At 62.3% G+C, this 24,222-nt stretch carries 25 protein-coding genes; 8 read left to right on the top strand and 17 right to left on the bottom strand.

All coding sequences use genetic code 11. The annotated features are described in order from the left end of the window. Window positions 1–156: 156 nt before the first annotated feature. From NKH63_RS20610 to NKH63_RS20620, 3 genes are read left to right on the top strand one after another with little or no spacing between them, the layout of a single operon-like run. Window positions 157–1,449, top strand: coding sequence for an ABC transporter substrate-binding protein (locus NKH63_RS20610; RefSeq protein WP_352918579.1), 1,293 nt, complete (start codon window positions 157–159; stop codon window positions 1,447–1,449). Between the two features lie 42 nt (window positions 1,450–1,491). Continuing rightward, entirely contained in the window at window positions 1,492–2,382 is an 891-nt protein-coding gene (locus NKH63_RS20615) for a carbohydrate ABC transporter permease (protein WP_352918581.1), read from the top strand. After that, window positions 2,379–3,254 carry a carbohydrate ABC transporter permease gene (locus tag NKH63_RS20620; protein ID WP_352918583.1) on the top strand — a complete coding sequence of 292 codons (876 nt, stop codon included), beginning with the start codon at window positions 2,379–2,381 and terminating at the stop codon, window positions 3,252–3,254. The genes NKH63_RS20615 and NKH63_RS20620 overlap by 4 nt, the downstream gene beginning before the upstream one ends. A 100-nt stretch (window positions 3,255–3,354) precedes the next feature. Here the strand turns inward: NKH63_RS20620 and NKH63_RS20625 are convergent, their stop codons facing one another. From NKH63_RS20625 to NKH63_RS20670, 10 genes are all read right to left on the bottom strand, one after another. Next, window positions 3,355–4,404, bottom strand: a complete 1,050-nt coding sequence (locus tag NKH63_RS20625; RefSeq protein WP_352918585.1) for an L-idonate 5-dehydrogenase — start codon at window positions 4,402–4,404, stop codon at window positions 3,355–3,357. Next, window positions 4,401–5,807 carry a TRAP transporter large permease gene (locus tag NKH63_RS20630; protein WP_352639198.1) on the bottom strand — a complete coding sequence of 469 codons (1,407 nt, stop codon included), beginning with the start codon at window positions 5,805–5,807 and terminating at the stop codon, window positions 4,401–4,403. Before NKH63_RS20630 ends, NKH63_RS20625 begins: the two co-directional genes overlap by 4 nt. A 3-nt stretch (window positions 5,808–5,810) precedes the next feature. Next, a complete protein-coding gene (locus NKH63_RS20635; protein WP_023717040.1) occupies window positions 5,811–6,383 on the bottom strand; it encodes a TRAP transporter small permease in 573 nt (190 codons plus the stop codon). 144 nt (window positions 6,384–6,527) lie between these two features. Then, the gene (locus NKH63_RS20640; RefSeq protein WP_502896347.1) at window positions 6,528–7,502 is read right to left on the bottom strand and encodes a sialic acid TRAP transporter substrate-binding protein SiaP; all 975 of its coding nucleotides are present in this window, start codon (window positions 7,500–7,502) and stop codon (window positions 6,528–6,530) included. Window positions 7,503–7,553: 51 nt separating this feature from the next. Continuing rightward, entirely contained in the window at window positions 7,554–8,273 is a 720-nt protein-coding gene (locus NKH63_RS20645; protein ID WP_352918587.1) for a FadR/GntR family transcriptional regulator, read from the bottom strand. Between the two features lie 148 nt (window positions 8,274–8,421). After that, the gene (locus NKH63_RS20650; protein WP_352918589.1) at window positions 8,422–9,384 is read right to left on the bottom strand and encodes a DMT family transporter; all 963 of its coding nucleotides are present in this window, start codon (window positions 9,382–9,384) and stop codon (window positions 8,422–8,424) included. A gap of 31 nt (window positions 9,385–9,415) precedes the next feature. After that, window positions 9,416–12,016 carry a TRAP transporter permease gene (locus tag NKH63_RS20655; RefSeq protein ID WP_352813432.1) on the bottom strand — a complete coding sequence of 867 codons (2,601 nt, stop codon included), beginning with the start codon at window positions 12,014–12,016 and terminating at the stop codon, window positions 9,416–9,418. A 56-nt stretch (window positions 12,017–12,072) separates the two neighbouring features. Next, the gene (locus NKH63_RS20660; protein WP_352813457.1) at window positions 12,073–13,026 is read right to left on the bottom strand and encodes a TAXI family TRAP transporter solute-binding subunit; all 954 of its coding nucleotides are present in this window, start codon (window positions 13,024–13,026) and stop codon (window positions 12,073–12,075) included. 94 nt (window positions 13,027–13,120) lie between these two features. Further along, complete coding sequence (locus tag NKH63_RS20665) at window positions 13,121–14,452, bottom strand: aspartate aminotransferase family protein (RefSeq protein ID WP_352918591.1); 1,332 nt, start codon at window positions 14,450–14,452, stop codon at window positions 13,121–13,123. Continuing rightward, window positions 14,449–15,354 carry a MurR/RpiR family transcriptional regulator gene (locus NKH63_RS20670; RefSeq protein WP_352483855.1) on the bottom strand — a complete coding sequence of 302 codons (906 nt, stop codon included), beginning with the start codon at window positions 15,352–15,354 and terminating at the stop codon, window positions 14,449–14,451. Before NKH63_RS20670 ends, NKH63_RS20665 begins: the two co-directional genes overlap by 4 nt. A 96-nt stretch (window positions 15,355–15,450) precedes the next feature. Between NKH63_RS20670 and NKH63_RS20675 the strand changes: the two genes are divergently transcribed. Together NKH63_RS20675 and NKH63_RS20680 are read left to right on the top strand one after the other, a co-directional pair. Beyond that, window positions 15,451–16,335, top strand: a complete 885-nt coding sequence (locus NKH63_RS20675; RefSeq protein ID WP_352639191.1) for a beta-keto acid cleavage family enzyme — start codon at window positions 15,451–15,453, stop codon at window positions 16,333–16,335. A 130-nt stretch (window positions 16,336–16,465) separates the two neighbouring features. After that, window positions 16,466–16,858 carry a GFA family protein gene (locus NKH63_RS20680; protein ID WP_352918593.1) on the top strand — a complete coding sequence of 131 codons (393 nt, stop codon included), beginning with the start codon at window positions 16,466–16,468 and terminating at the stop codon, window positions 16,856–16,858. Between the two features lie 26 nt (window positions 16,859–16,884). Here NKH63_RS20680 and NKH63_RS20685 read toward each other — a convergent pair whose 3' ends face one another. Then, window positions 16,885–18,393 carry a winged helix-turn-helix domain-containing tetratricopeptide repeat protein gene (locus tag NKH63_RS20685; protein WP_352918664.1) on the bottom strand — a complete coding sequence of 503 codons (1,509 nt, stop codon included), beginning with the start codon at window positions 18,391–18,393 and terminating at the stop codon, window positions 16,885–16,887. Between the two features lie 148 nt (window positions 18,394–18,541). Here NKH63_RS20685 and NKH63_RS20690 point away from each other — a divergent pair, with 148 nt between their 5' ends. Beyond that, window positions 18,542–18,784 (top strand): DUF1127 domain-containing protein, encoded by a 243-nt coding sequence (locus NKH63_RS20690; RefSeq protein WP_023717030.1) that lies wholly within the window; start codon window positions 18,542–18,544, stop codon window positions 18,782–18,784. Window positions 18,785–18,865: 81 nt separating this feature from the next. On the opposite strand, the gene NKH63_RS20695 is transcribed toward NKH63_RS20690, so the two are convergent. Next, window positions 18,866–19,231 (bottom strand): DoxX family protein, encoded by a 366-nt coding sequence (locus tag NKH63_RS20695; protein WP_352813440.1) that lies wholly within the window; start codon window positions 19,229–19,231, stop codon window positions 18,866–18,868. Continuing rightward, on the bottom strand, window positions 19,228–19,590 hold the full coding sequence (locus NKH63_RS20700; RefSeq protein WP_031193399.1) for a VOC family protein: 363 nt from the start codon (window positions 19,588–19,590) through the stop codon (window positions 19,228–19,230). The genes NKH63_RS20695 and NKH63_RS20700 overlap by 4 nt, the downstream gene beginning before the upstream one ends. A gap of 210 nt (window positions 19,591–19,800) precedes the next feature. Between NKH63_RS20700 and NKH63_RS20705 the strand changes: the two genes are divergently transcribed. Next, window positions 19,801–20,652 (top strand): AraC family transcriptional regulator, encoded by an 852-nt coding sequence (locus NKH63_RS20705; protein WP_352483883.1) that lies wholly within the window; start codon window positions 19,801–19,803, stop codon window positions 20,650–20,652. Window positions 20,653–20,760: 108 nt separating this feature from the next. After that, window positions 20,761–21,192: a VOC family protein gene (locus NKH63_RS20710; RefSeq protein ID WP_023717026.1), complete on the top strand. Its 432-nt coding sequence runs from the start codon at window positions 20,761–20,763 to the stop codon at window positions 21,190–21,192. 127 nt (window positions 21,193–21,319) lie between these two features. On the opposite strand, the gene NKH63_RS20715 is transcribed toward NKH63_RS20710, so the two are convergent. Genes NKH63_RS20715 through ehuC form a run of 4 tightly spaced genes read right to left on the bottom strand, consistent with a single transcriptional unit; the run spans window position 21,320 to window position 24,220 of the window. Continuing rightward, window positions 21,320–22,027 carry a GntR family transcriptional regulator gene (locus NKH63_RS20715; RefSeq protein WP_352918595.1) on the bottom strand — a complete coding sequence of 236 codons (708 nt, stop codon included), beginning with the start codon at window positions 22,025–22,027 and terminating at the stop codon, window positions 21,320–21,322. Window positions 22,028–22,059: 32 nt separating this feature from the next. Beyond that, a complete protein-coding gene (gene ehuA / locus NKH63_RS20720; RefSeq protein WP_023717024.1) occupies window positions 22,060–22,839 on the bottom strand; it encodes an ectoine/hydroxyectoine ABC transporter ATP-binding protein EhuA in 780 nt (259 codons plus the stop codon). Further along, window positions 22,836–23,495, bottom strand: coding sequence for an ectoine/hydroxyectoine ABC transporter permease subunit EhuD (ehuD, locus tag NKH63_RS20725; RefSeq protein WP_352547624.1), 660 nt, complete (start codon window positions 23,493–23,495; stop codon window positions 22,836–22,838). Before ehuD ends, ehuA begins: the two co-directional genes overlap by 4 nt. Further along, window positions 23,492–24,220, bottom strand: a complete 729-nt coding sequence (gene ehuC / locus NKH63_RS20730) for an ectoine/hydroxyectoine ABC transporter permease subunit EhuC (RefSeq protein WP_352483851.1) — start codon at window positions 24,218–24,220, stop codon at window positions 23,492–23,494. The genes ehuD and ehuC overlap by 4 nt, the downstream gene beginning before the upstream one ends. Between the last annotated feature and the right edge of the window lie 2 nt (window positions 24,221–24,222).

Raw genomic sequence — 24,222 nt, forward strand, 5'->3', positions numbered from 1 at the left:
TTGTCTGTTTTCAAAAGGGTACCTCGCACTTTTTAGATCGAAGTAAGAAATCGCCGCAGCGCCGGCAGGAACTTTCCACGAAGATAGCGCTTGCATCATTACTTCAAGTTGTCATAACGTCATTGATATCGCTGTGCGGCTACGCGGAGGATCCGGATGTCTTTGGCTTGGATTTCGAAACTGGCACTGGCTGCAGGGTTGTTGACATCGCCCACCGTCGGCTGGGCTCAGTCGGTCAACATCTCCTATCTGACCCACTGGTCGCCGGAGACGGTGGCGTTGCTGGACGCCGCGGCCAAGGACTACGCCAAGACCAATCCGGATGTGACCGTCACCGTCCGCGCCGTTCCCTTCGGCGACCTCCTAACGACGCTTCGTTCCCAGGGCGGCAGTTCCGATGGGCCGACGATCGGCGGCATCTACGATTTGTGGCTGCCCGAACTGGCGCGAGACAAGCTGGTCGCGCCGGCCCCCGACACGGTTGCCGGCGAGGTCAAAAGTGCGTGGCCGGCCGGTGTCGTCAGCGCAGCCTCCGTTGGTGGCACGCTCTACGGCATTCCGAACGAGATCGACGTCTATGCGCTGAACTACAATAAGGAGTTGTTCAAGCAGGCAGGCATTACGGCCGCGCCGAAGACCTGGTCCGAGTTGAAGGATGCGGCCCAGAAGCTGACCAGGAAAGATGCCGGCCAGCAAGGTTTCGGCATAATCAACTCCTGGGCGGCGGGCGTCGTCCATCCCTTCGCCTCGCTGCTGGTCTCCAATGGCGGCGAGCTGGTCAAGGACGGCAAGCCGGTGCTCGACAGTGCTCAAGCCGGCGAGACGTTCCAGCTCTACGAGGACCTGATCAAATCCGGCGCAAGCGACCCCGCGATGGCCACCGCCGACGCCAACACCACCGGCCCCTTCCTCGACAATTTCGTCTCCGGCAAGACCGGCATGATCATCATGGCCAATTGGTGGGAAAGCGCGTTGAAGACCGGCATGGGTGGCAAGTTCTCAAACATCGCCACCGCACCCATCCCGGTCGGCCCGAGCGGTGGCAAGCCACACTCGATCTCCTATTCGTGGATGACTGTCGTCAACGCCAATGCCGGTGAGGCCGAGCAAAAAGCGGCATGGGATTTTCTGGCATGGCTGAACAATCCGAAATCCGGCAAGAACGGCGCCTCGGCAATGTCGGATATTCTGATGTCGATGGGAATCCTGCCGTCGCGTGCCTCCGATATCGAAGCCCATAAGGACAAGCTCGGCTCCGAGTTCCTGTCCGGCTATGTCAGCGTGCTTGCCGACGCCAAGCCCTTCCCTGTCGTGCCGGGAGGCCAGGAGTTCAGCGAGTCGCTGCAGCAGACGCTCGAGGCGTTGCAGTATGGTCAGCTCTCGGCCAAGGATGCGCAGGCGAACGCGCAGGCCGATGCCGTCTCGATCCTGGAGCGTGCCGCCAAATAGCGAAGGCGCTGTTTCGAGAGCCGACGCTTTGGAAGCGGAGCGATGATCAAGACCTATCGTGCCTCGGCGGGCATCATGCTGGCGCCCGCCGTGACATTGATCGGCATTTTCATTCTGCTGCCGATGCTGCTCACCATCTGGCTGTCGTTCCAGGACTGGTCGACGCAAACACCTTTTTCCAATGCGAGCTTCATCGGCTTCGACAATTTTCGCGAAATATTCGGGCCGACCTCGGTCGGGCGGGATTTCAAGCGAGCGCTGCTCAACACCGCGATCTACACGGCGCTGTCGGTGATCCTCCTCCTGCCTCTTTCGGTAGCGTTCGGCTTGATGGTCTACCAGCGCGAGGTCGCAGGCGGCACGGCGCTGCGGACAGTATTGTTTTCCACCTACATGGTGCCGATGATCGCCGTGACGCTGGTCTGGTCGAAGCTCTATTCGCCGAGCGAAGGGCCCCTCAACCAGATGCTCGGCCTCGCCGGCATCGGCCCGCAACCCTGGCTGTCCTCGCCAAGATCGGCGTTGATCTCGATCGTCGTCCTCAATGTCTGGCAGCAGATCGGCTATTTCACGGTGCTGGCAGTTGCCGGGCTGACCCAGATCCCGGGCAGTCTTTACGAGGCGGCGACGCTGGACGGCGCCAACCGGCGCGAACAGTTCCGCTTCATCACCTTGCCGCTATTGCGCCGCACGCTCCTGTTCAGCGCCGTCATCGCCATCATCAACGCCGTGCAGGTGTTCGAGCCGGTCGCGCTGATCACCCAAGGCGGGCCGGTCGGCTCGACCAACGTGCTGACCTACCATATCCGCCGAGTCGGCATCGAGCGCGCGCAAGGTGGGTTGGGCTCGGCCATGGCGGTGATGCTGATGCTGGCACTGATCGTCGTTGTGTGCGCGCTGTTCGCGTATGCCAACCGGAAGGACGACGAATGAGCGCGCCGAGCCGTTCGGGATGGTCGAGCCGGCTGGTGCGCAAGCGCCCGGCAGGCCGCAGAGCGCTGCTCGCGACGCTGATGCTGCTGGTTGCCGTCGCCTCAGCCTTCCCGCTGTTGTGGATGATGCTTTCCAGCCTGAAAACGCCGGCCGAAACCATGCAGGTGCCACCGGTGTGGATACCGCACACGCCGAGCCTCGAAGCCTATGAGAGGGTGTCCGGCGTGATCAATGTCGGCCGCTCGATGTGGAATTCTCTGGTCATCGCCACCATCACCACCACAGGCATTCTGGTCACCAGTATGATGGCTGGCTATGCCTTCGCCAAGCATCACTTTCCGGGCCGCTCGCTGCTGTTTTCGGTCCTGATCGCCACCATGTTCCTGCCGCCGATCGTCACGCTGATCCCGCTTTATCGTCTCGTCGGATCAATCGGGCTGAACGCCAGCCTTGCCGGCATCATCGTACCCAATCTCGCCAACGCGTTCGGCATTTTCCTGATGCGCCAGTTCATCGCCGGCGTGCCGGACGATCTGATCGACGCCGCACGGATGGATGGGGCGTCAGAACTGCTGATCCTGTTCAAGATCGTCGCACCGAGCGTGGCACCGGCGATCGCGGCATTGGCGCTGTTTGCCTTCGTCTATCACTGGAACAGTTATCTCTGGCCGCTCACCGTGCTGCAGGGCAATGCAGAGGATTATCCGATCGTCATCAGCCTGAGCCGTTTGCTCAGCTACAACAGAGGCGCCCTCAATACCGGACTGGTGATGGCCGGCGCCACACTCGCCGTGCTGCCGCCATTGGTGCTGTTTGTCTTCCTGCAGCGCTTCTTCGTCGATTCGATCGTCGGCTCGGCGATCAAGGGATAGTGTCAGCGGCACCGATTGAGTTCAGCAGGCATCCTTGGCCTGGCCGCGCCACAACGCTTTCGGCCATCGCCTGGTCAAAACGAAGATCGCGCATCCTCGATCAGTCCGCGGTCAGCACGACCTTGACACTCTGAGTGCGGTCGGCGGCAAGTCGGAACGCGTCGGGGGCCGAAGAAAGCGTGCGCTCCGCTGTCACCAGCTTCAGGACGTCCACCTCCCGCGACACAATGAGATCGACTGCGCGACCGAACTCTGTGCCGAAGCGGAAGGTGCCTTTGAGGTCGATCTCCTTGGCCATCACCGCGTTGGCAGGCAGCGGGATCTGGCCACCGGGAAGATTGCCGACCTGGACCACCGTACCGCCGCGCCGGACGCTGGAGATCGCAGCGGCAAGGCCGGCCGCGCTGCCCGAAATCTCGAACGCCACATCGAGCGAACCGCCGGCCGAGAGCGCGTGAAGCTCGGCGTTACCGCCGGAAAGGTCCATCGTCCTGTCAGCGCCAAGCCGGCGAGCGAAGGCGAGCGGCGCGGCGGCGATGTCGGCGACGGTCAGTTCAGCGCAGCCGGCAAGCCTGGCCGCGAGCATGGTCAAGAGACCGATGGGGCCGGCACCGAACAGGACGACGTTGCGGCCCCTGATGTCGCCCGCCCGCGCGACGGCGTGCAGGCTGACCGCCAACGGCTCGGCAAGTGCCGCCGCCTGGTAGGCCACGTCAGATGGAACCTTGAAACATTGCGCGGGCGTGGCGTCGAACAGACTGGCGAAGCCGCCCTGCATATGCGGTGTCTTCGATGCCGAGCCCATGAAGTAGATGTTCTCGCAGAGATTGACGCGGCCTTCCAGGCATCGCGCGCAATGCCCGCACCAGCGCGACGGATTGACCGCGACGTGGTCGCCGACATCCAGGCCGGGCGCGGCGCCATTGATCTCGACGATTTCGCCTGAGATTTCGTGGCCGAGGACAAGCGGCGAGGTCACCACGAAGTCGCCGGTACGGGCATGGCGGAAATAATGCAGGTCGGAGCCGCAGATGCCCCCTGCCCCGAAGCGCACCCGCACCATGCCTAGTGCCAGCGGTCCCGGCGGATGCTCCACGACGCGCAGGTCCTGCGGGCCGAACAGCGTCGCGGCAATCACCTGGCCACTCACCGGATCAAGCCCATCTCGGTCGGCAGCCAGAGTGTGATGGCGGGTATGAAGGTGATCAGAAGCAGCGCCACGATAAGCGGCACCAACCACGGCAGGATCGCCATGGTGGTGCGCTCGACCGAAAGCTTGGCGACACGTGACAGCACGAACAGCACCATGCCGAGCGGTGGGTGCAAAAGCCCGATCATCAGGTTGAGCGTCATGATCAGCCCGAAATGCACCGGGTTGATGCCGTAGACGGCGGCGACCGGCAACAGGATCGGCACCAGAATGGTGATCGCGGCGATCGTATCGAGGAAGCAGCCGACCACCAGCATCAGGATGTTGACCAGGATCAGGAAGACCCACTTGTTTTCGGTGAGCGCGAAGATGAAGGTCGAAAACAACTGTGCCGCCTGGCTGACGGTGAGCAGCCAGGCGAAGATCGATGCGGCGGTGACGATGAAGAGCACCGAAGCGGTCGTTTCGATCGTGTCGAAGCTGGCCTTGGCAAGCAAACGCAGCGTCATCGTGCGGTAGCGAACCAGCCCGAGGAAAAGCGACCAGATCACAGCCGCCATCGCCGCTTCGGTCGGCGTGAACCAGCCCATCGTCATGCCGCCGATCAGGATGACCGGCGTCATCAGCGCCATGACCGCGGAGAAGTCGAAATACCAGTCCGCCGCGATCAGCACCAGCAGCGCGATACCGACCGCGATGTTGATCGACAGGCCAAGTTGCACAAGCACGTAACAGCCAATCGGAAAGGCAGCCACCACCAGCACCTCGCCCGCCGCTTCGGCGAGCCGCCGAAGCTCGAAAGGTGTGTCGGAGCCCCAGCCGCGACTGTAGGCAAAGATGGCAACCGTAATCATCATCAGCACGGTCATGACCACGCCGGGCAGGATGCCGGCCATGAACAGCGCGCCAATCGAGACATTGGCCATCATGCCGTAGATGACGAAGGGCAGCGAGGGCGGGAAGATCGGCCCGAGCGTGGCGGAAGCGGCGGTGACGCCGACCGCAGCGTCGATCGGATAGCCGTGGTCCTTCATCGCCTTGATCTCGATGGTGCCGATGCCGGCGGCGTCGGCGAGCGCGGTGCCCGACATGCCGGAAAAGATCACCGATCCGATGATGTTGACCTGCGCCAGGCCGCCCTTCATCCAGCCGACCAGGGCAAGGGCGAAAGAATAGATGCGCCCGGTGACGCCGGCAATGTTCATGAGGTTGCCGGCCAGGATGAAGAAGGGAACGGCGAGCAGCGGAAAGCTCTCGACCCCGGCGATCATGCGCTGGGCCGCGATGATATCGGGCGCGACGCCGTAGATGACGAGGTAAAGGATCGAGGCGGCCGCCATCGAAACAGCGACCGGCACGCCGATGAGCATCAGGACAAGAAAGCCCCCTACCAGAAGCAGCATCGCTCAGACCCCCGCCGTCTCGAACGCACCGGGACGCTCGAGCACCGAATAGCCGCGCCTGTAATTGCCGATGAAGACCTGGATCGAGCGCAGAAGCATCAGCACGAAGCCAGCCAAGACGGCGTAGAAGAACCAGCGCCGCGGCAGGTTGACTGTGACCATGCGCTCATGCGCCACGATCGTGACGTAGCGCCACATCAGCCATGTTCCGTAGGCGAAGAATGCAATGCGGATAATATCGACGGCGAGCGCCAGCCAGCGGCCAACGCGCTCCGGCAGATAGTGGTAAAGCACATCGACATGGATATGGCGCGAAAGGCGCACGCACATGGCGGCGCCGAGAAAAACGACGACGACGAGCGCGTTGATGGCGATCTCCTCGGTCCAGGCAAGGCTGTTGTTCAGCGCATAGCGGGTGAAGAACTGCAGGAAGACACAGACGACCATGCCCCAGAACACGGCAAGCGTGATCCAGTCCTCGATACCGTGGTCCGACAGGTCGACGTGTACCGGCACCTCCTCGAAGGCGTGGGCGATCTCTTCGACGGTGATCTCGGTGTGGTGTTCCTCGGCCATTGGCGCGGGCTCCCGAAGCTGGTGGGTCGTCAAGGATTGGAAAGGCCGTCCGGCACAATTTGAAGCCGGACGGATGGGCAGGTTAAAGCGGCGAATCCGATTGCCGCCCTATCCTCTTGATTGAGCATCCGATTTCCCGATGCCCTATTTGATGGCGCGGATCGCTTCCCAATCGGCCTTGTTGTAGCCGAATTCCTCGAAGGTGACCTTCTCCAGCACATTCTTCTCGAAGTCGGCACGGTCGACATCGGTTACGCTGATGCCGCGGTCCTTGAATACCTGCACCAGTTCCTTTTCGCGGGCGACGATCTTCGCCGTGGCGCGGGCGGCGGCCTCCTGCATCACCTCGGTGAAGATCTTCTTGTCCTCGTCGGATAGCGAGGCCCAGCGCGACGCCGATACGATGGTGTTGAGATGATCGACGATATGGCCGGTCAGCACGATGTTCTTCTGCACCTCGTAGAATTTCTTCGCCTCGATGGTGGTCAGCGGGTTCTCCTGGGCCTCGACCGTGCCGTTCTGCAGGGCGAGATAGACCTCGGCGAAGGCAATCGGCGCGGTGTTGGCGCCGCAGGCACGCGGCATGGCTAGATAGGCCGGCACGTCGGGGACGCGCATCTTCAAGCCCTGCATGTCGGAGCACTTGGCGATCGGCCGGTTCGAGGTGGTCTGCCGCGTCCCGTAATAGGTGGTGGCGGCGATGTGATTGCCGGTCTTGTCCTCGTAGCCCTTGGTCAGGGCCTTGTAGACGTCGCTCTTGGTGTATTTCAGCAGATGGTCGGCATCGCGGAAAGTGTATGGGAAATAGGTGACGCCGATCGGTGGATATTCGCGCGCTGCGAAGCTCGATCCGGAAATGATGATATCGACGGTGCCGAGCATCAGGCCCTGGTTGATGTCTGCTTCCTTGCCAAGCTGCGAGGCCGGATAGACGTCGATGGCGTAGCGGCCCTGGGTGCGCTTCTTGATCTCGTCGGCCGCCCACACGGATTCGGTGTGGAAGGGCTCCGTCGTCTCGTAGACATGTGCCCATTTCAGGACCGTTTCCGCCGAGGCCGACGCCATGGGTATGGCAATTGCGGCGATCGCACCGAGCAGAACTGCGTATTTTCTCAGCATCTAATTCCTCCCTGGTTGGATTTGACGGCCGGATCTCCCCCCGGCCAACTGCTATTCCGCAACCTCCTTGGCTGCGGCTCTCTCATCGAAATTGCGTGAGAATCTGATTTGCGACTGGCGCAGATGCTGCTGCATGGCGGCCTTGGCCCGCTCGGGGTCGCGCGCGGCAATCGCATCGCGCACGGCACGATGCTCCTTTGCCGCTATCTGCCAGGAATCGTTGGTCTCGAAATAGATCGACAGGCGTTCGAAGTACGGGTTCATGCGCTGGTCGAAGAGCTCGCCGATGAAGCGCACCAGCACCGCGTTCTCGAGAATGCCGGCGACTGCAGTATGGAATTCCCGGTCGAGCGTAATGGTCATCTTGTTGGGGTGACGCATGGCCTCCATCCGGCGCAGCACGTCGTCGAGCCGTTCGATATCTGCAGACCGGACGTGGAGAGCAGCCTCGGCGGCGATCGCGCCTTCGACGAATTCGCGCGCGCGCAACAGCTCGAACGGGCCTTCCTCGATTTCGGGTTCGGAGGCGGGGGCGCTCGGCGGATCGGTGACGTAGATGCCCGAGCCGACGCGGATGCGTATGCGGCCTTCGACCTCCAGCGCTATCAGCGCTTCACGGACCGTCGGGCGGGAAATTCCGAGCTGGTCGGCCAGATCCCGCTCGGTCGGCAGACGGTCGCCGACGGAAAACTCGCCGGCATCGATCAGTTGCCTGAGCTGATCGGCGACCTGTCGGTATAGCCGGCGTGGTTCAACGGCCTGGATCGGCATGCGTGTTTAGTTCCCTCCCCGGCTCGCCCCTGGTACATTGGTCTGACCCATTGACCGCAAGCTTAGACAGACCATGCAGAGAGTCAAGCTCGGCAGAACCGCGGCCCGCGCAGCGGAAGGCGGCGGCATTGGGCAGGCATTCCATGCGTCAGCGCCGTCCTCCGCGAATGACCAGGACGTTCCCGGCGGCGACGAGGACGAGCCCGATGATCGCGTAAGCGGTCCAGGCATAGCCTTCCAGCGCCGTGGAGATCAAAAGCGCAAAGACGGGAAATATGACGGTCGCATAGCCGGCGCGGGCGCCGCCAATGCGTCCGAGCAGCGTCAGGTAGGCGGCGAAAGCCATGACCGTCGATATGACGGCGAGGAAGACCAGCGAGCCGATATAAGAGGCGGTCGTCGCGAACACGAACGGCTCACCGAGCAGGAAGGCCAGGAACGCCGACCACAGAGTGCCATAGAGCATGCCCCAGGCGCTGGTTGAAACGAGCGGCAGGCCGCGGCGCTGGTTTGCGACGGAGACGAGATTACCGGCGCAGAAGCTCAGCGTGCCACAGAGGCACAGCAGAAGGCCCACCAACGTCCCGCCTGAAAGCCCGTTCGCGGCAATTTCGGGAAAGAACATCAGCGCTATGCCGGCGAAGCCAATGACGCCGCCGGCGAGAATGCGCGGCGCCGGGCGCTCGCCGATGACCAAGGCACCGAGCAGCATGTTGATGACCGAGGCGAGCGAGAAGACAACCGAGAGCAATCCGCTGACGAGATAGCCGGCGCCGTAATAGAAAAACAGGAAGTTCGATGAGAAGATGAGGATGCCGAGCACAGCAAAGCGCAGATGATCGGTGATCGGAAAGCGGAGCCGCCCGCCGGAAAAACCCGCCCAGGCAAACATCAGCAGCGTGGCGATGGCGAAGCGCCAGACCAGATTGACCTCGTTCGATACGCCGCTGCCGACCTGAAGTTCGATCGCGAACCACGATGCGCTCCAGGCGATGACCGTCAGCGCGTAAAGCCCGTAGTCGACGGGTTCGAAGGGGCGGTCGCGCGTCGTCGTGCGCTTTTCCGCGGTAGCCGGTTCCGGGGCGCCGTTTGATTCTCTTGTTACCGACATGCTGGCCAAGACTCTTCCGCTCATAAGGCGCTTATAGACCAACTGTCCGCCTTCGCCGCTTCTGACCCCAGACGACGAGACCGAGCAACAGCAGAGCCGGGATGGCGAACCAATAGCGCGACGGCCGTTCCGCAGGCACTAGCACCTGATTGATTTCGTCGCCGGGCTGCAGGCCGAATTTGGCCGCCTGGCTGCCCAGTCGCACCACGCCGACCGTCACGTTATCGCCAAGCGCACTGACGTCCAAGCCCGCGGCCTTCAGGCGTTCGGCCGATGAATTTGCAGGCCCGAGTTGTAGCCGCACCAGCTTCGATATCTCATCGCCGTTGAGGTTCAGTGTCGTCAGGCGCAAGCGAACTGCGCCCCCCTCGGCTGTCTCGTCGACGATACGGCCGAGTTCGGAGGCAGGCACTGCCCGATAGGGTTCGCTCACCTGATCGAGCAAGAGTCCCGGCCTGAACAAGATGAAACAGGCCAGCAGCAACGCAATCGTCTCGTACCAGCGGTTGCGCACGAGCATCCAATTCTGCGTCGCTGCTACAAACGAGACCATGGCCAGCGTCGACGTAACCACCATCGCGACGAAGTCGAACGGACCTTCGAGATCGATCATCAGCAGTCCGGTGTTGAAGATGAAGATGAACGGCAGCAGGCCGGTACGGATCTCGTATTTGAAACCCTGAATCCCGGTCTTCACCGGATCGGCGCCGGAAATTGCCGCAGCAGCATAAGCCGCCAGCCCCACTGGCGGCGTCACGTCTGCCATCAGCCCGAAATAGAAAACGAACATGTGGACGGCGACCAGCGGCACGGCAAGATCGTTCTGCGCCGCCAAATCGACGATGACCGGCGCCATCAAGGTGGCGACGACGACATAGCTCGCGGTGGTCGGCATGCCCATGCCGAGAATGATGCAGATCACCGCGGTGAACAAAAGCATGACGATGAAGCTGCCGCCCGAGATGAATTCGACCAGCTCGGTCATCACCAGCCCGATGCCCGTGAGCAGAACTGTGCCGACGATGATGCCGGCGGTCGCAGTGGCGATGCCGACCGTCGTCATGTTGCGTGCGGCAGCGGACAGGCCACCGACCAGATCGTCGAAACCGTGAAGCCAATGCCGTGCCAGCGCTCGGTCCTTGCGGAAAAAGGCGGTGAGCGGCCGTTGCGTCACGATCAGCGCCATCAGGGCGACAGCGCCCCAGAATGCCGACAGGCCGGGCGACAGCTCCTCCACCATCAGGCACCAGATCAGCAGGATCACCGGCAGCAGAAAATGCAGGCCGGTGCGCGCCGTCTCGCCGAAATGCGGAATCCTTACGATCTCGCCCTCCAGATCCTCCAGCGGCAGGTCGGGATAGCGCGCCCGGTAGGCGACAAGGCCGATGTAAACGGCGATCAGCGCGGCAGTGATCATCCAGGTCGCGGCCGCGCCGAAAACTATCTTCGTCCAGCCAATGCCGTAATAGACGAGTCCTGCGAGGACGATGAAGCCGCATACACCCATCAACCCGCGCAGCGCACCCTGAAATGCGGAGTGCGTGCTGCGTGACGGCAGGCCCTTCATCCCCGTCTTCATCGCCTCGATATCGACGATGTAGAACAACGAGCCATAGGTCAGCAGCGCTGGATAGAAGGCATGCTTGACCACCTCGGCATAGGAGATGCCGACATATTCCGCGATCAGGAACGCGGCGGCGCCCATCACCGGAGGCATCAGCTGACCATTGACGCCGGCCGCGCATTCGATGGCGCCCGCCTTGACCGCAGAATATCCGACCCGGCGCATCAGCGGGATGGTGAAGGTTCCGGTGGTTACGACATTGGCGATGGACGACCCAGAAATCATGCCGGTCAGGCCGGAAGCCACGACACCGGCCTTGGCCGGACCGCCGCGGTATTTGCCGAGCAGCGAGAAGGCAAGCTGGATGAAAAAGCCGCCGGCGCCGGCGCGCTCCAGCAATGTTCCGAACAGAACGAACATGAAGACGACATTGGTGGACACACCGAGGGCAACACCGAAGACCCCCTCTGACGTCAGCCACATCTGCGAGGCTGCGCGCGATAACGTCGCGCCCTTGTGGCCGAGCAGGCCAGGTAGGTGAGGCCCGGCGAAGATATAGATCAGCATGATCGCCGCGATCACGGTGATAGCAGGCCCGACGGCGCGACGCGCGGCCTCGAGCAGGATGAGGACGCCGGCGATCGAGACGACCAGGTCAGCCGTAGTCGGAAGACCCGGCCGATGGGCGATATCGCTGTAAAAGACCAACAGATAGAGGGCGGATGCCGCCCCGGCGATGCCTAGCACCCAGTCGGGCAGCGGCACCCGGCTGCGCGACGAGGTCTTGAAGGCCGGAAACGTCAGCATCGCCAGAAACAGGGCGAAGGCCAGATGGATGGAGCGGGCGATGCCGTCGCTGACGACGCCAAAATTGAGCATGAACGGAAGGGGCGAGGCATACCAGAGCTGGAACAGCGACCATGCCAGCGATACGCCGAGGATCAGCTTCGCGGTGCGGCCGGTCGGCTTGCGCCCACCGGTGTCGGCCTCGGCGACGATCTCGCTGAGCTTGTCAATGTCGATAACGGGTTGGTCAGGTGCTGCCGCCCGCTGGCTTTGATCTGTCATCGTTCCCCACAATTATTTGCGATGCGAGGTGCCCGTTGCGCCTCGCATCGAAGGCCTCAGAGCCAGCCCTTTTCCTTGTAGTAGCGCTCCGCGCCCGGATGTACCGGCGCCGACAGACCGGTCTTGATCATCTCCTTGGGATCGAGGTTGGCGAAGGCCGGATGCAGCTTCTTGAAATCGTCGAAATTTTCGAAGACCGACTTCACCAGTTCGTAGACCACCTCATCGGGCGTGCTGGCGTTCGCCACGACGGTGGCGCGGACGCCGAATGTCTTCACGTCGTCAGGATTGTTGGCGTACAGGCCGCCCTTGATGGTGGCGACTGAAAAGTAGGGATGGGCTGCTAACAGCGCGTCCACTGCCGGACCGGTCAGCGGGATGAGTTTGGCGCCACAGGCCGTGGTCGGATCCTGGATCGCGGCGGAAGGATGACCGACGCCGTAGAAGAAACCGTCGATCTTGTTGTCGCACAGCGCGCTGCCCTGCTCGTCCGCCTTCAGCTCAGCGGCAAGCGAGAAATCGCCGAGCGTCCAGCCAATCTGCTTGAGCAATTCCTCCATCGACGAGCGGGTGCCTGATCCGGGATTGCCGACGTTGAAGCGTTTGCCTTTGAAGTCCTCGAATTTGGTGACGCGGGCGTCCGGCCGCGCCAGCACGGTAAACGGCTCGGGATGAACGGAGAACACGGCCCGCAGATCCTTGAACGGCTTGCCGTCGAAATTTCCAGTCCCCTCATAGGCCTGGTACTGGACGTCCGATTGGGTCAAGCCGAAATCGAGGTCGCCGGTCTGGATGGAGTTGACGTTGAAGACGGAACCGCCAGTCGACTCGGTCGAGCATCGGATGCCGGTTTTCTGCCGGTCCTTGTTCATCAGTCGGCAAATGGCGCCGCCCACAGCGTAGTAGACGCCGGTGACCCCGCCGGTGCCGACCGTGACGAAGCGCTGCTCGGCTCCGACGGATGGCAGCGCCAGCAGCATGCAGGCCGCCGCGCCGATCAGGGTTTTCATCGAACTATACATGGTTGCTACCTCTCTGGTGGTTGTCCCGGCCCGTCGCCGATGACGCGTTGGAATTGGGTTGAGGCGATCCGCGTCGTGCGGGTCAGGCCGCTGAAGCGATCGCAGCGTCGATCGCCTCACCGAGCCGTTCGACGATCCGATCGATATCCTGTTTGGAGATGATGAAAGGCGGCGCCACAAGCACATGAACGCCGCGCACACCGTCAATCGTCCCGGCCATCGGGTAAATCATCAGGCCGCGGGCCATTGCTTCGCGCTTGATGCGGGCGTTGAGTTCAAGCCTCTGGTCGAACGGCTCCTTGGTGGCGCGATCAACCACCAGCTCGATTCCCCTAAACAGACCCCGCCCGCGAATGTTGCCGACGTGATGGTGGTTATCGAAGCGTTGGTGCAGGCGTTCGTCCAACTGCGCGCCCATTGCGCTGACGTTGTCGAGCAGACGGTCACGTCGGATGACCTCCTGCACGGCAAGGCCGGCCGCGGCCGCCATTGGATGCCCCATATAGGTATGCCCATGCTGGAAGAAGCCCGAGCCTTGGGCAAAGGCGTCGAAGATATGCCTGCCAAGCAGCACCGCGCCAATCGGCTGGTAGCCGCCGCCGAGCCCCTTGGCGACGGTCAGCAGGTCGGGAGCGATGCCGTCCTGTTCGCACGCATGCAGCGTGCCGGTACGGCCCATGCCGCACATCACTTCGTCGAGGATGAGCAGCACGCCGTAGCGGTCGCAGATCGCGCGAATGTGCTTGAAATAATCGGCAACCGGCGGCACGGCGCCGAGTGTGGCACCCACCACCGGCTCGGCGACAAAGGCGATGACCTCGTCCGGGCCGAGTTCGAGGATCTTGTCTTCGAGCTGCTGGGCGGCGCGCGCCGCATAGGCTTCGTCGCTTTCGCCATGCTTTTGATAGCGATAGGCGTAACAGGGGTCGATGTGATGGGTCTCGATCAGCAACGGCCTGAATTGGGCGCGCCGCCATTCATTGCCGCCGGTGGCGAGAGCACCGAGCGTATTGCCGTGATAACTCTGCCGGCGTGCGATGAGATGGCGCCGTTGCGGTTCGCCTTTCTCGACAAAATATTGCCTGGCCATCTTGAGCGCGGCCTCGACCGCCTCCGAGCCGCCGCTGACCAGATAGACATGGTCCAACCCTTCCGGCGCGTCCTCGACCAGCCGATCTGCCAAGCGCTCCGCCACCTCGGTGGTGAAGAAGCTGGTGTGGGCGTAGGCGATACGGTCAAGCTGGGTGTGCAGTGCAGCGATCACGTCGGGATGACCGTGGCCGAGACAGGACACGGCGGCGCCGCCCGACGCGTCGATATAGGACTTGCCCTCGGCATCGAACAGTTCGATGCCTTGGCCGCGAACGGCGACCGGCAGCGTCGAGTGGATGGTTCGATGAAGAATGTGTGTCATCGACGGTCCCTCATGGGCATTTTCTTCGGCGGACGTTGGTTGAGATGGGTCTTGAGGGCGGCGCCCTGCTCATCGAAACGTCGCAGCGACTCAACGGCGCCCTCGCCTGCCTGCCCTGCGACAAGAGCGCCGAGGACCTCCGCAACGATGAAAGCTGGCGTCATGGTGTGGAAAAAGGACGGGCTGCCCGTCGGCACGATGACCAGGTGATCGGCAAGCAGCGCCAAGGGCGCTACTCCGCTGTCGGTGACCGCAACGATCGGTACGCCGCGGCCGGCAGCATACTCGACAAGCTCGATGGTGAAGCGCGTGTAGGGCAGGACGCTGGCGGCGATCAGCACGTCGTCCTTGGTCGCGTGGGCCAGAGCGTCGCCGTCGGTTCCGCCGATGCCGTGCAGCAGCACCGACTTCTCGCCGATCAGCGACAGGATGTAATGCAGATGCCAGGCCACTGCGTGGCTCGAGCGCAGGCCGAGGCAATAGACACGCCTTGCCGCACTCAGCGCCCTGGCCGTGCCGACCAGACGGTCGATCGACCTGCTTTCGGCGAGATGGGCAAGTTGGCTGGAAATCGAATCCAGAATATCGGCCGCCAGCGCGTGGTCGCCCTTGAGCTTTTGGCTGGCCACCTGGAGGCCCGCCTTGCCGGCAAAACCGATTTCGCCGTCCCGGATCGCGGCGGCGTAGATATCGCGTACGGTCTCGTAGCCATCAAGGCCGAGATGCTGGGCCAGCCGCGTCATCGTGGCCGGCTGCACTCCCGCGTGCCGGGCCTGCTCCCGCATGGACAACAACGCGACATCATACGGCTTATCAAGGACATAGCGCGCGGCGGACCGAAGCTGCGCCGACATGCCGTCGAAGGCACTGACGATCTGTCCAGCAAGCTCTCCCTGGTCCATGGATATTGCTAGCTCGCCAGACCAGCGATTGCAACGTCTGTTTCAGTGTGGTCAAAGATTGATTCATATGAATCTTGTCACTCACAGAGCGTCTCCATGAAGCCGGCCCATGGTCTCGATCGCGTCGCCATAGCTGTCGCGCCGAACGGGGGACGTCGCAGCAAGGCCGACCATCCGGCGATTCCGCTGACACCAGCCGAACTTGCGCGGACGGCCGCGGAATGCGCCGATGCCGGTGCGGCTATGATCCACGTCCATGTCCGCGACAGAAGCGGCAATCATCTGCTCGACGCCGACGCCTACCGCCAGGCGATCGCCGCCATCCGCGGTGCCGCCGGCGACCGCTTGGTAGTTCAGATCACTTCCGAAGCACTCGGTATCTATTCGCCGGCCCAGCAGATGGCCGTCGTACAAGATGTGAAGCCGCAAGCTGTCTCCCTGGCGCTTCGCGAAATCGTTCCTGATGCTGGATCGGAGCTCGCATTCGCGCGCTTCATGGCCTGGCTGCGCACCGAGGGAGTAGCGCCGCAGATCATCCTCTATTCGCCCGAGGAGGCCGTCAGGCTTTCGGACATGCAGCAGCGCGGACTGATCCCCTGGGCAAGCATACCGGTTCTCTACGTGCTGGGCCGCTACACGCCGGGACAGACGTCCGTTCCTGCCGATCTCCTGCCATTCCTCGCGGCGAACACGCCGCGCTTCGACCATTGGAGCGTCTGCGCCTTCGGCCGCAACGAAGCGGCGTGCGTGATCGCCGCCGCGTTGCTTGGCGGCCATATCCGGGTCGGCTTCGAAAACAATCTCTTCCTTCCGGACGGCAGAATAGCTTCGTCCAACGCCGAACCGGTAGCGACGGTCGCACGCATACTCGCCGACTGCGGCGTCAAGATCGCCTCGGCCGCCGAGTTGGCGGCTCAATGGAACGCGCCGTTTCGTTCATATGACAAACCAAAGCCTATTTTCGGCGGCAAGCTCGCGTAAGGCATAGAGAGGCGGCTGCAATGTCATCGCCACGGAAGAACGACGTGTCCCCGCCCGCGGCGCGGCGATTGCAACAACAGTGCCGGTCGTTGTAACCATTCCGGCCGCTTGATTTTGGAGGAGACGCAGCATGGACCGATTCACCGGCGGGTGCCTGTGTGGCAACGTCCGAATTGTCGCGTCGGGGCGCCCATACCGGGTCGGCCTTTGCCACTGTCTCGACTGCCGCAAGCATCATGGCGCCCTTTTTCACGCTTCCGCGATTTTTCCTGAGGATGCGGTGACGATCGACGGCGAAACACGCGACTACGCCGGGCGGTTTTTCTGTCCCCGCTGCGGCTCCTCCATTTTCGGACGCACCGCCGACGAAATCGAAGTAAACCTGGGGTCGCTGGATGCGCCTGACCAACTGATGCCGACCTACGAAAGCTGGATCATCCGTCGCGAGTCCTGGTTGCCGCCGTTTCCGCTCACCAGACGATACGAGCGCGATCGTGACGCCACGGGTCGCTTTGGAGAGTAAGGTCGCACGAACGGTGCGCCGGCGCGTCACTCCGGAAGACCAGCCTTGCGGAAGCCATCGACGAAATGCTCAAGCGTCGCAGCGTCGCGGAATGGCTCAGTCGCGGCCCAGTGGCGGATTGTGAAATGCGGGTTGCCGACGAGGAACAGTTCGACCTCCGCACGCGCCTCGTCGAGCCGGCCGAGTTGGGCAAGGCTTGCCGCCAGGAAACGGCGTGAGCTTGTACGATAAGTCTCGTCCCTGCGCAGTGTCTCGACAGCAGCCTCGTATTCGCGGGCCGCGTATTGCGCCTGCCCGAGCGTCAGATAATACCAACTTGCCGGAAACGGGTTCAGCCGGAAGGCCTTGCGGATGTGCTCAAGGCCCTCCTCGACCTGCCCCGCCAAGATCGCGATATCGGACAGTGCCGCCCAGGCATCGGCCTCGTTCGGGTCGAGCTCGATGGCCTTGGCGAATTCCGCATCCGCCTCGGCGAACCTGCGCTCATAAGCAAGCAGGTAAGCCAAGACCCAGCGGCAGCCGGCATCGTTGGGATCGATCGCCACGGCTTTGCGCGCCAGCTCCAAAGCAACGCTACGGGACGTTTCGGTTGGTCCGCCGGAATGCACCCATCCCATCCAGTGGTTCATGGCAAGCCAGCGATAGGCCTCGGCATATTCCGGATCGAGCGAAACCGCGCGGGTGAGCATCAGATGCGCTTCCCGCGCCGTCTGCGGCGAATCATCCATCAGCTTGCGCGCGCGCACACACAGATCGTAGGCCTCGAGATTTTTGGGCCGATTGCGCGGCGGTGGTGCGCGTAGCCGGCCGAGCAGCGCCTCGACGATCTTGCCGGTGACCTCGTCCTGAACGGCAAAAATATCTTCCAGGCTGCGATCGAAGCGTTCCGCCCATAGATGATCGCCACTCGCCGCGTCGACCAGTTGTGCATTGATGCGCACCTGCCCAGCGGCGCGTCTTGCGCTTCCCTCCAGCAGGTAGCGCACGCCAAGTTCCCCAGCGATCCCGCGCACGTCCATCGCCTTTCCTTTGTAGGCAAAGGCCGAGTTGCGTGCGATGACGAACAGGCCGGAGATCCTCGACAGGTCCGTGATCAGGTCTTCGGTCAACCCATCGGCGAAGGATTCCTGCTCGGGATCGTTGCTGACATTAACGAAGGGCAGCACGGCTATCGATGGTTTGCCGGGCAGTGGCAAAGGTTTTCGCTTCGCGCCGCCGAGCTGTTCGACGGCGCCCGTGAAGCGGTAGCCGATGCGCGGAATCGTGACGATCCATTCACCGCCGTCGGCGGCCGGACCAAGCAGCTTCCGCAGCAGCGCTATCTGGACGGTAAGGTTGCCCTCCTCGACGGCGGTGCCCGGCCACGCCGCGTCCATCAACTCAGCCTTGCTCAGGATTTCGCCGGACCGTCCGACGAGCGCCGCAAGCAGCTTTAGCCCGCGGTAGCCAACGGCAACGGGGACACCGTTCCGGAGGAGCGTTCCCGCGCCCGGATCAAGCGCGAACGGTCCAAAGGCAAAGCGCGATCCCTGCATACGGCGCATCTATAGCCCGTTTGGAAGTTTTGAGAACTATTTGGGAGAGCTTAATTACGGCGCTGTTCGTATCCTGCAGAATTCCTCCTGTTTCAGGTCGAGGGTCCTCCCAAATCGTATTGGACCTCAAACCATATGGAGGTTTGCCATGAACGATATTCCTACCTTTGCCTCGGGCCAGCATAAGGCAGCTCGGCTGGCGGAAGTGTCGCGTCGGCACCACAGCCTGGCGACGCTGCGAAACATTATCGCGGCCTGGCGCGAGCCGACACGCTTTCGCTGGGACCTCAAGCGATTGGCGGAGACCAATCCCCATCTGATCGACGATATCGGTCTGACGAGACGACAGGCCGAGGAAGAGATCGCCAAGCTGCCCTTCTGGCAGCGATAGGCGAATGCTGCAAAGACACGGATCGCCAACGACCGGCGGCTGATGGCAGATGAAGACGAAGCCGCCGCCTCGAAACGATGATCACAGGCTAGTGGTCGCGGCGACAATCAACCCGCCCAAGACGGCAACATTGATGGTGAAGCCGGTACGAAGGGCTTCGCGTTCATAGCCGCTGTAGCGCCAGAAATTGAGCGCCATGAAAGACGCCGCGATGGTGAAGACGGCCAAAGCCGCGGCGGGAAAGGGTCCACCAAGGCCCGTTGCGAGGCAAAAGCCGCCGCCGATCTCAAGCACCGATCCGGCCGCGAGAAGAGGCTTGGGAGCAGGAAAGCCCCGTTCGGCCAGGGAGGCTGCAATCGCCCGGAATCTGAGGAAATGCTCGGCGCCTGCCCAGATAAAGACGCCGCCGAGCAAAACCAGTCCGAGGTGGTGGAGGACCGCGATCATTCCTTGGTGCCGTCTTCGGTGTAAACCGCTAGCTCGTAACCGTCCGGGTCCGCAAAATGAAAGCGCCGGCCGCCGGGGAACCCATAAATCGGCCTGACGATCTTGCCTCCCGCTTGCTCGACACGCTTGACCGTTGCCGGCAAATCATCGGCATAGAGAATGACGAGCGGGCCTCCTCCGGACCTCGCTGGGCCAGCCGCAAAGCCGCCTGACAAGCGCCCGTCGTTGAACTCGCAATATTGCGGGCCGTAGTCAGTGAAGGTCCAGCCGAAGGCCTTTCCGTAGAAGTCGCGTGACCGCTGAATGTCTTTCACGTTGAATTCGACGTAGTCGATCCGTTGGTCGTTGTTGTTGCTCATGACGCATACCTCTCGTGTGATGTACGACGCCGAAAGATAAGCACGCATCTCGCTTGCCGGATTGAACAAAACGGCCATCGACGTATGAGCAGCAAACGGCGCTGCCGATGGCGATGCACGTGACATCACCCCTCATCTGCCCTCTTCGTTCCGGCCGGAAGAAAACAACCGATTCTTGCAACCGTTCTCGATTGGCAGACGTTGTCGGTCGTGCAGATTGTTGTCTCGAGCGACGGCCGGGCGCAGCCGCTGCGCCGTAGGTTCACCGCCGCTAATCCGAAGGGGAGCGAGATGAGCGATCCCGTCCCAGCGCAGGCAACGGGCACATTTCAGCAACGTCCAGTGTCGGCGCGGCTTCGCGGGACCTTCGCTTCGGTGTGGGTGCATCGAATGGACCCGGCGGGCTCACCGCCAATCGTCGTCATGCCCGACGCAACGATCGATCTGCAATGGATCGGAGGCAGCTTCCGAATTGCCGGACCTGACAAGGAGCCGCAGACCGAGGTTCTAGCGGCGGACGAGGTCGTGATCGGCTTGCGCTTCCATCCTGCCACGGCGGCGGCATGGCTCGGCGTGCCGCAAATCGAGCTGGTCGGTCAGCGGCTGTCGCTCGACGATTTGTGGGGAGCGCGAGCTCGGCGCCTCGCCAGCCGCGTGCGCGCCAGCGACAATCTCGAAGATCTGGCCTGCTCGCTCCAACAGGTCGTCGCCGAGGAGATGGCCTCCGACGCCCCAGACGTTCCCATGCAGGCGGCATATCGCTTGATCGAGCGCGGTCCGCCACCCGACGCGCCTCTCGTCCCTTGGTTGATGCGCGCCCTCGAGATGAGCGAAAGGACGTTGCGCCGGCGCTTCGACGAGAGCTTCGGCTATGGCCCCAAGACGCTTGAACGTATCCTCCGCTACCAGCGCTTTCTGCGGCTTTCGAACCAATCGAACAGCACTACGGCCATCCTGGCAGCCGAGGCGGGCTATTCCGACCAGGCGCATCTTGTTCGCGAGAGCCGACGCCTGACAGGAAGCACCCCGCGACAGATTCATCACCTGCTGCACGGCGAGTGAAACCTCGGCGCGTTCTTCGACTTGGCGGCACGCTTTTGGCCGTTTTGTTCAAGTCTTCACTGTCGCCCGACTTTATCCTGGTGTCTCCGACAACCAGAGGAGACTGCCATGAAACCGCGCATTTCGGTTTTGACGATCGCTGTCGCCAACCTCGAGAGTTGCCTCGTGTTCTACCGCGACGGCCTCGGCTTGCCGACGGAAGGGATCATCGGCCGCGAATTCGAGCATGGCGCCGTCGCGTTCTTCACGCTGTCCGGCGGGTTGAAGCTCGCGATCTGGGCTCAGGACGACCTCGCCTACGACACCGGCCTGCCCAAAGCGCCGATCAGTTCGACCTCGTTCACAATCGGCCACAACGTTGTGCGCCGCGAGGAAGTCGATCAAGTGATGGATGAGGCCGCACGTGCCGGAGCCGAGATCATCAGGCCTGCCCGGGACACGTTCTTTGGCGGGTATGCCGGATACTTCCGCGACCCGAACGGACACCTGTGGGAGGTCGTCTGGAACCCCGCCAACATACCGAGTGAGGATCCTCTTTAGGGCGGCGCGGACCTGCAGTATCGAACGGCGTTAGTCATCCCCAGTGCTGGCAAATTCTGTCGGCATCGGGGCGGGCGGCCATGCTTTCCCTGGCAAACGAAGCCAGCTCGACGGCAGTCCACCAGTCTTAAGGGGCTGATTGTGTAGCTTTATCCAGATTCGCCTCGCCTGCATGGCGCATCATGCGGCGGAAGCTCATTGAGATATGCGCCCGCCTTATGTGCCCTATGGACTCCCAGTCGCCGATCTCGGCGGCGGCAAGGACCTCTTCCATTTCGCGGCGGAACGCGGTGAATTCCTCGACAAGGCCCAATTGCGGCATCAGCTTCAGGACGACGCGCGCAACCTGAAAATACAGGCGCTCGCTGATCTCGCGCAGTGGCTGGTTGCCGGTCATCGCCGTGAGCTCGTAAAAAAAGTCCATGTTGAGGCGCAGGAAAGCGCGCTGGTCGGGATTGAGTATATCGGCATCGCAGCGCGCGATGAGCGCCCGTATCCGGTCGAGGTCGTCCGCCGTGCGCGGGATCGGTGAAAGCTTGCCGACGAGGAGCGCCAGCTCCAGGCGCAAATGATAGACCTGCTGCAATTCCTCGATATCGACGTCGGTGACGATCGTGCCGACGCCGTGGACGGATTGAACCAGACCCTCGGATTCAAGGCGCGCCAGGACACGCCGGACCGGCGTGCGGCTGATCTCGAATTCCTGGGCAAGTTCTTCCTCGGACAGACGGCTTCCCGGCGCATAGACGAGCAGACAGATGCGGTCGCGCAATATCCGGTAGATGCGCTCGAACCGCTCTCGCGCGGAGAGCGGGCGCGGCGGCGCGGCGGTCACCGTCGTGGGCGGCTTGGCCTTTGTCTCGATCGTCACCCAGCCTCCAGGACAGCGTGCAGGAATTGCCGTGTCCGCTCGTTCTTGGGAGCACCAAACAGTTCGCTTGGCGGCCCCTGCTCGCAGATCTTGCCTTGATAGAAGAAGCAAACGCGGTCGGAAAACTCCTTGGCGAAGCCCATCTGGTGGGTGACCATCAGCATGGTTAGATCATGCTCGCGGCCGATCTGCCTTATCACCTGCAGCACTTCGCCGACAAGCTCCGGGTCGAGCGCAGACGTCACCTCGTCGAACAGCATGATCTTGGGCCGCATGGCAAGCGCCCTGGCGATGGCGACACGCTGCTGCTGGCCGCCGGAAAGCTGTGACGGATAGTGGTCCTTCTTCTGGGCCAGACCGACCAGCTCCAGCAGCTCCGCCGCTCTTGCCTCGGCGTCCGCCCGCTTCATGCCGAGCACCGTTATCGGCGCCTCGATGCAGTTCTGCATCGCCGTCATATGCGGAAACAGGTTGAACGACTGGAACACCATGCCGATCTTGGCGCGGATTTTACGGATATGGGCGAGATCGGCGGGAACAAGCTTGCCGTTCCTCTCCATATGGGTCAGCGGCTCGCCTTCGACCCAGATGACGCCGTCATTGATCGTTTCCAGCGTCATCAGCATGCGCAACACCGTCGTCTTGCCCGAACCCGATGGACCGATGACGGAGACTTTTTCGCCGCGCGCTATTTCGAGATTGAGCCCGTCGAGAACGGTTAACGTGCCGTAGCGTTTCGATACATTGTCGAAGCGGACCATCGGTTGTTCCGTCATCGCGTGGTCCTCCGGTTGAGCAGCCCTTCGAGGGAGCGGATGAGCGCCGCCGAAACCAGGCTCATGGCAAGGAAAAACAGGCCGACCAGCGTGATCGGCTCGGTGTAGCGGAACGTTTCGGAGCCGATGATCTTGGCAGTCTGCATCAGTTCCATCACGGCGATTGCGGAAAGCAACGGCGTCTCCTTGAACAAGGCCACCAGATAATTGCCGAGCGCCGGAACGATCGGCGGGATCGCCTGCGGGATGATGATGTCGCGAAACGTCGTCCAGGACGAGAGATTGAGCGCGATCGAGGCTTCCCACTGGCCGCGATGGATGTTGTCGAAACCGGCGCGATAAACCTCGGAGCAATAGGCGGCGTAGTGGATACCGATGGCCAGCACCCCGGCGGTGAAGGCGTCGAGCACGACACCGAATTTCGGAAAGACGAAATAGAGAAAGAATATCTGGATGAGCAGCGGGGTCGAGCGGATCAGCTCGACCAGCACCGAAATCGTCCAGCTGGTCCATGGCACGGCGATGCGGACGACCGCCAGCACCAGGCCGAGCGAGGCCGCAAGCGCAAAACCGATCAGCGTCGCCTCGATGGAAATGATGGCGGCGCGGGCGAGCACCGGCAGGATTTCCAGGGCAAATCCCCAATCCCAGATCATGCCGCCTTCCCCCGCGCCAGTCCGAGCGACGCCCGCCTTTCGAGAAGCCGCATGCCGATGGTCACAACCAGCGACATTGCCAGGTACATCAAAAGGACGAGGGTGAAGATCGGAATGGTCTTGAACGTGTTCTGGTTCATTTGCTGCGCCTTGAAGGCGAGGTCCGAAAGCGTGATCAGCGAAACCAGCGCTGTCGATTTCAGAAGCTCGATGAACAGATTGCCCCAGGGCGGGATCATCGCGACAAAGGCCTGCGGCAGGATGATCCGGCGCAACATCTGTGGGCGGCTCATGTTCAATGCCGTACACGCTTCCCACTGCCCGCGGGCGACGGACTGGATCGCGCCGCGCACGCACTCCGATCCGTAGGCGCCGACATTCAGGCCGAGTGCGAGCACTGCCACCACGAACGCGTTGATCGTGACGCCGAATTGCGGGAGGACGAAAAACAGCCAGAACAATTGCACCAGCGCCGACGTTCCGCGAAAGATCTCGACATAAACCGTGGCCAGCCATCTGAGCGGCGTTGGACCGTACATCCTTGCAAGTGCTGCAAGCACGCCCATGATAATTGCGAGCAGGCTGCCGAGGACGGCGATCTCGACTGTCAGGACCGCGCCTTGCAGCAGCCCCGGCATGAACACTCGGTAGCTTTCCTGTGTTGCCAAGGCGCCGATCACGACGAGCGCGATGACCAGCATGGCAACGAGCGTACGGATACCCATGC

Source organism: Mesorhizobium sp. M0960, from assembly GCF_040319055.1.
GTDB lineage: Bacteria > Pseudomonadota > Alphaproteobacteria > Rhizobiales > Rhizobiaceae > Mesorhizobium.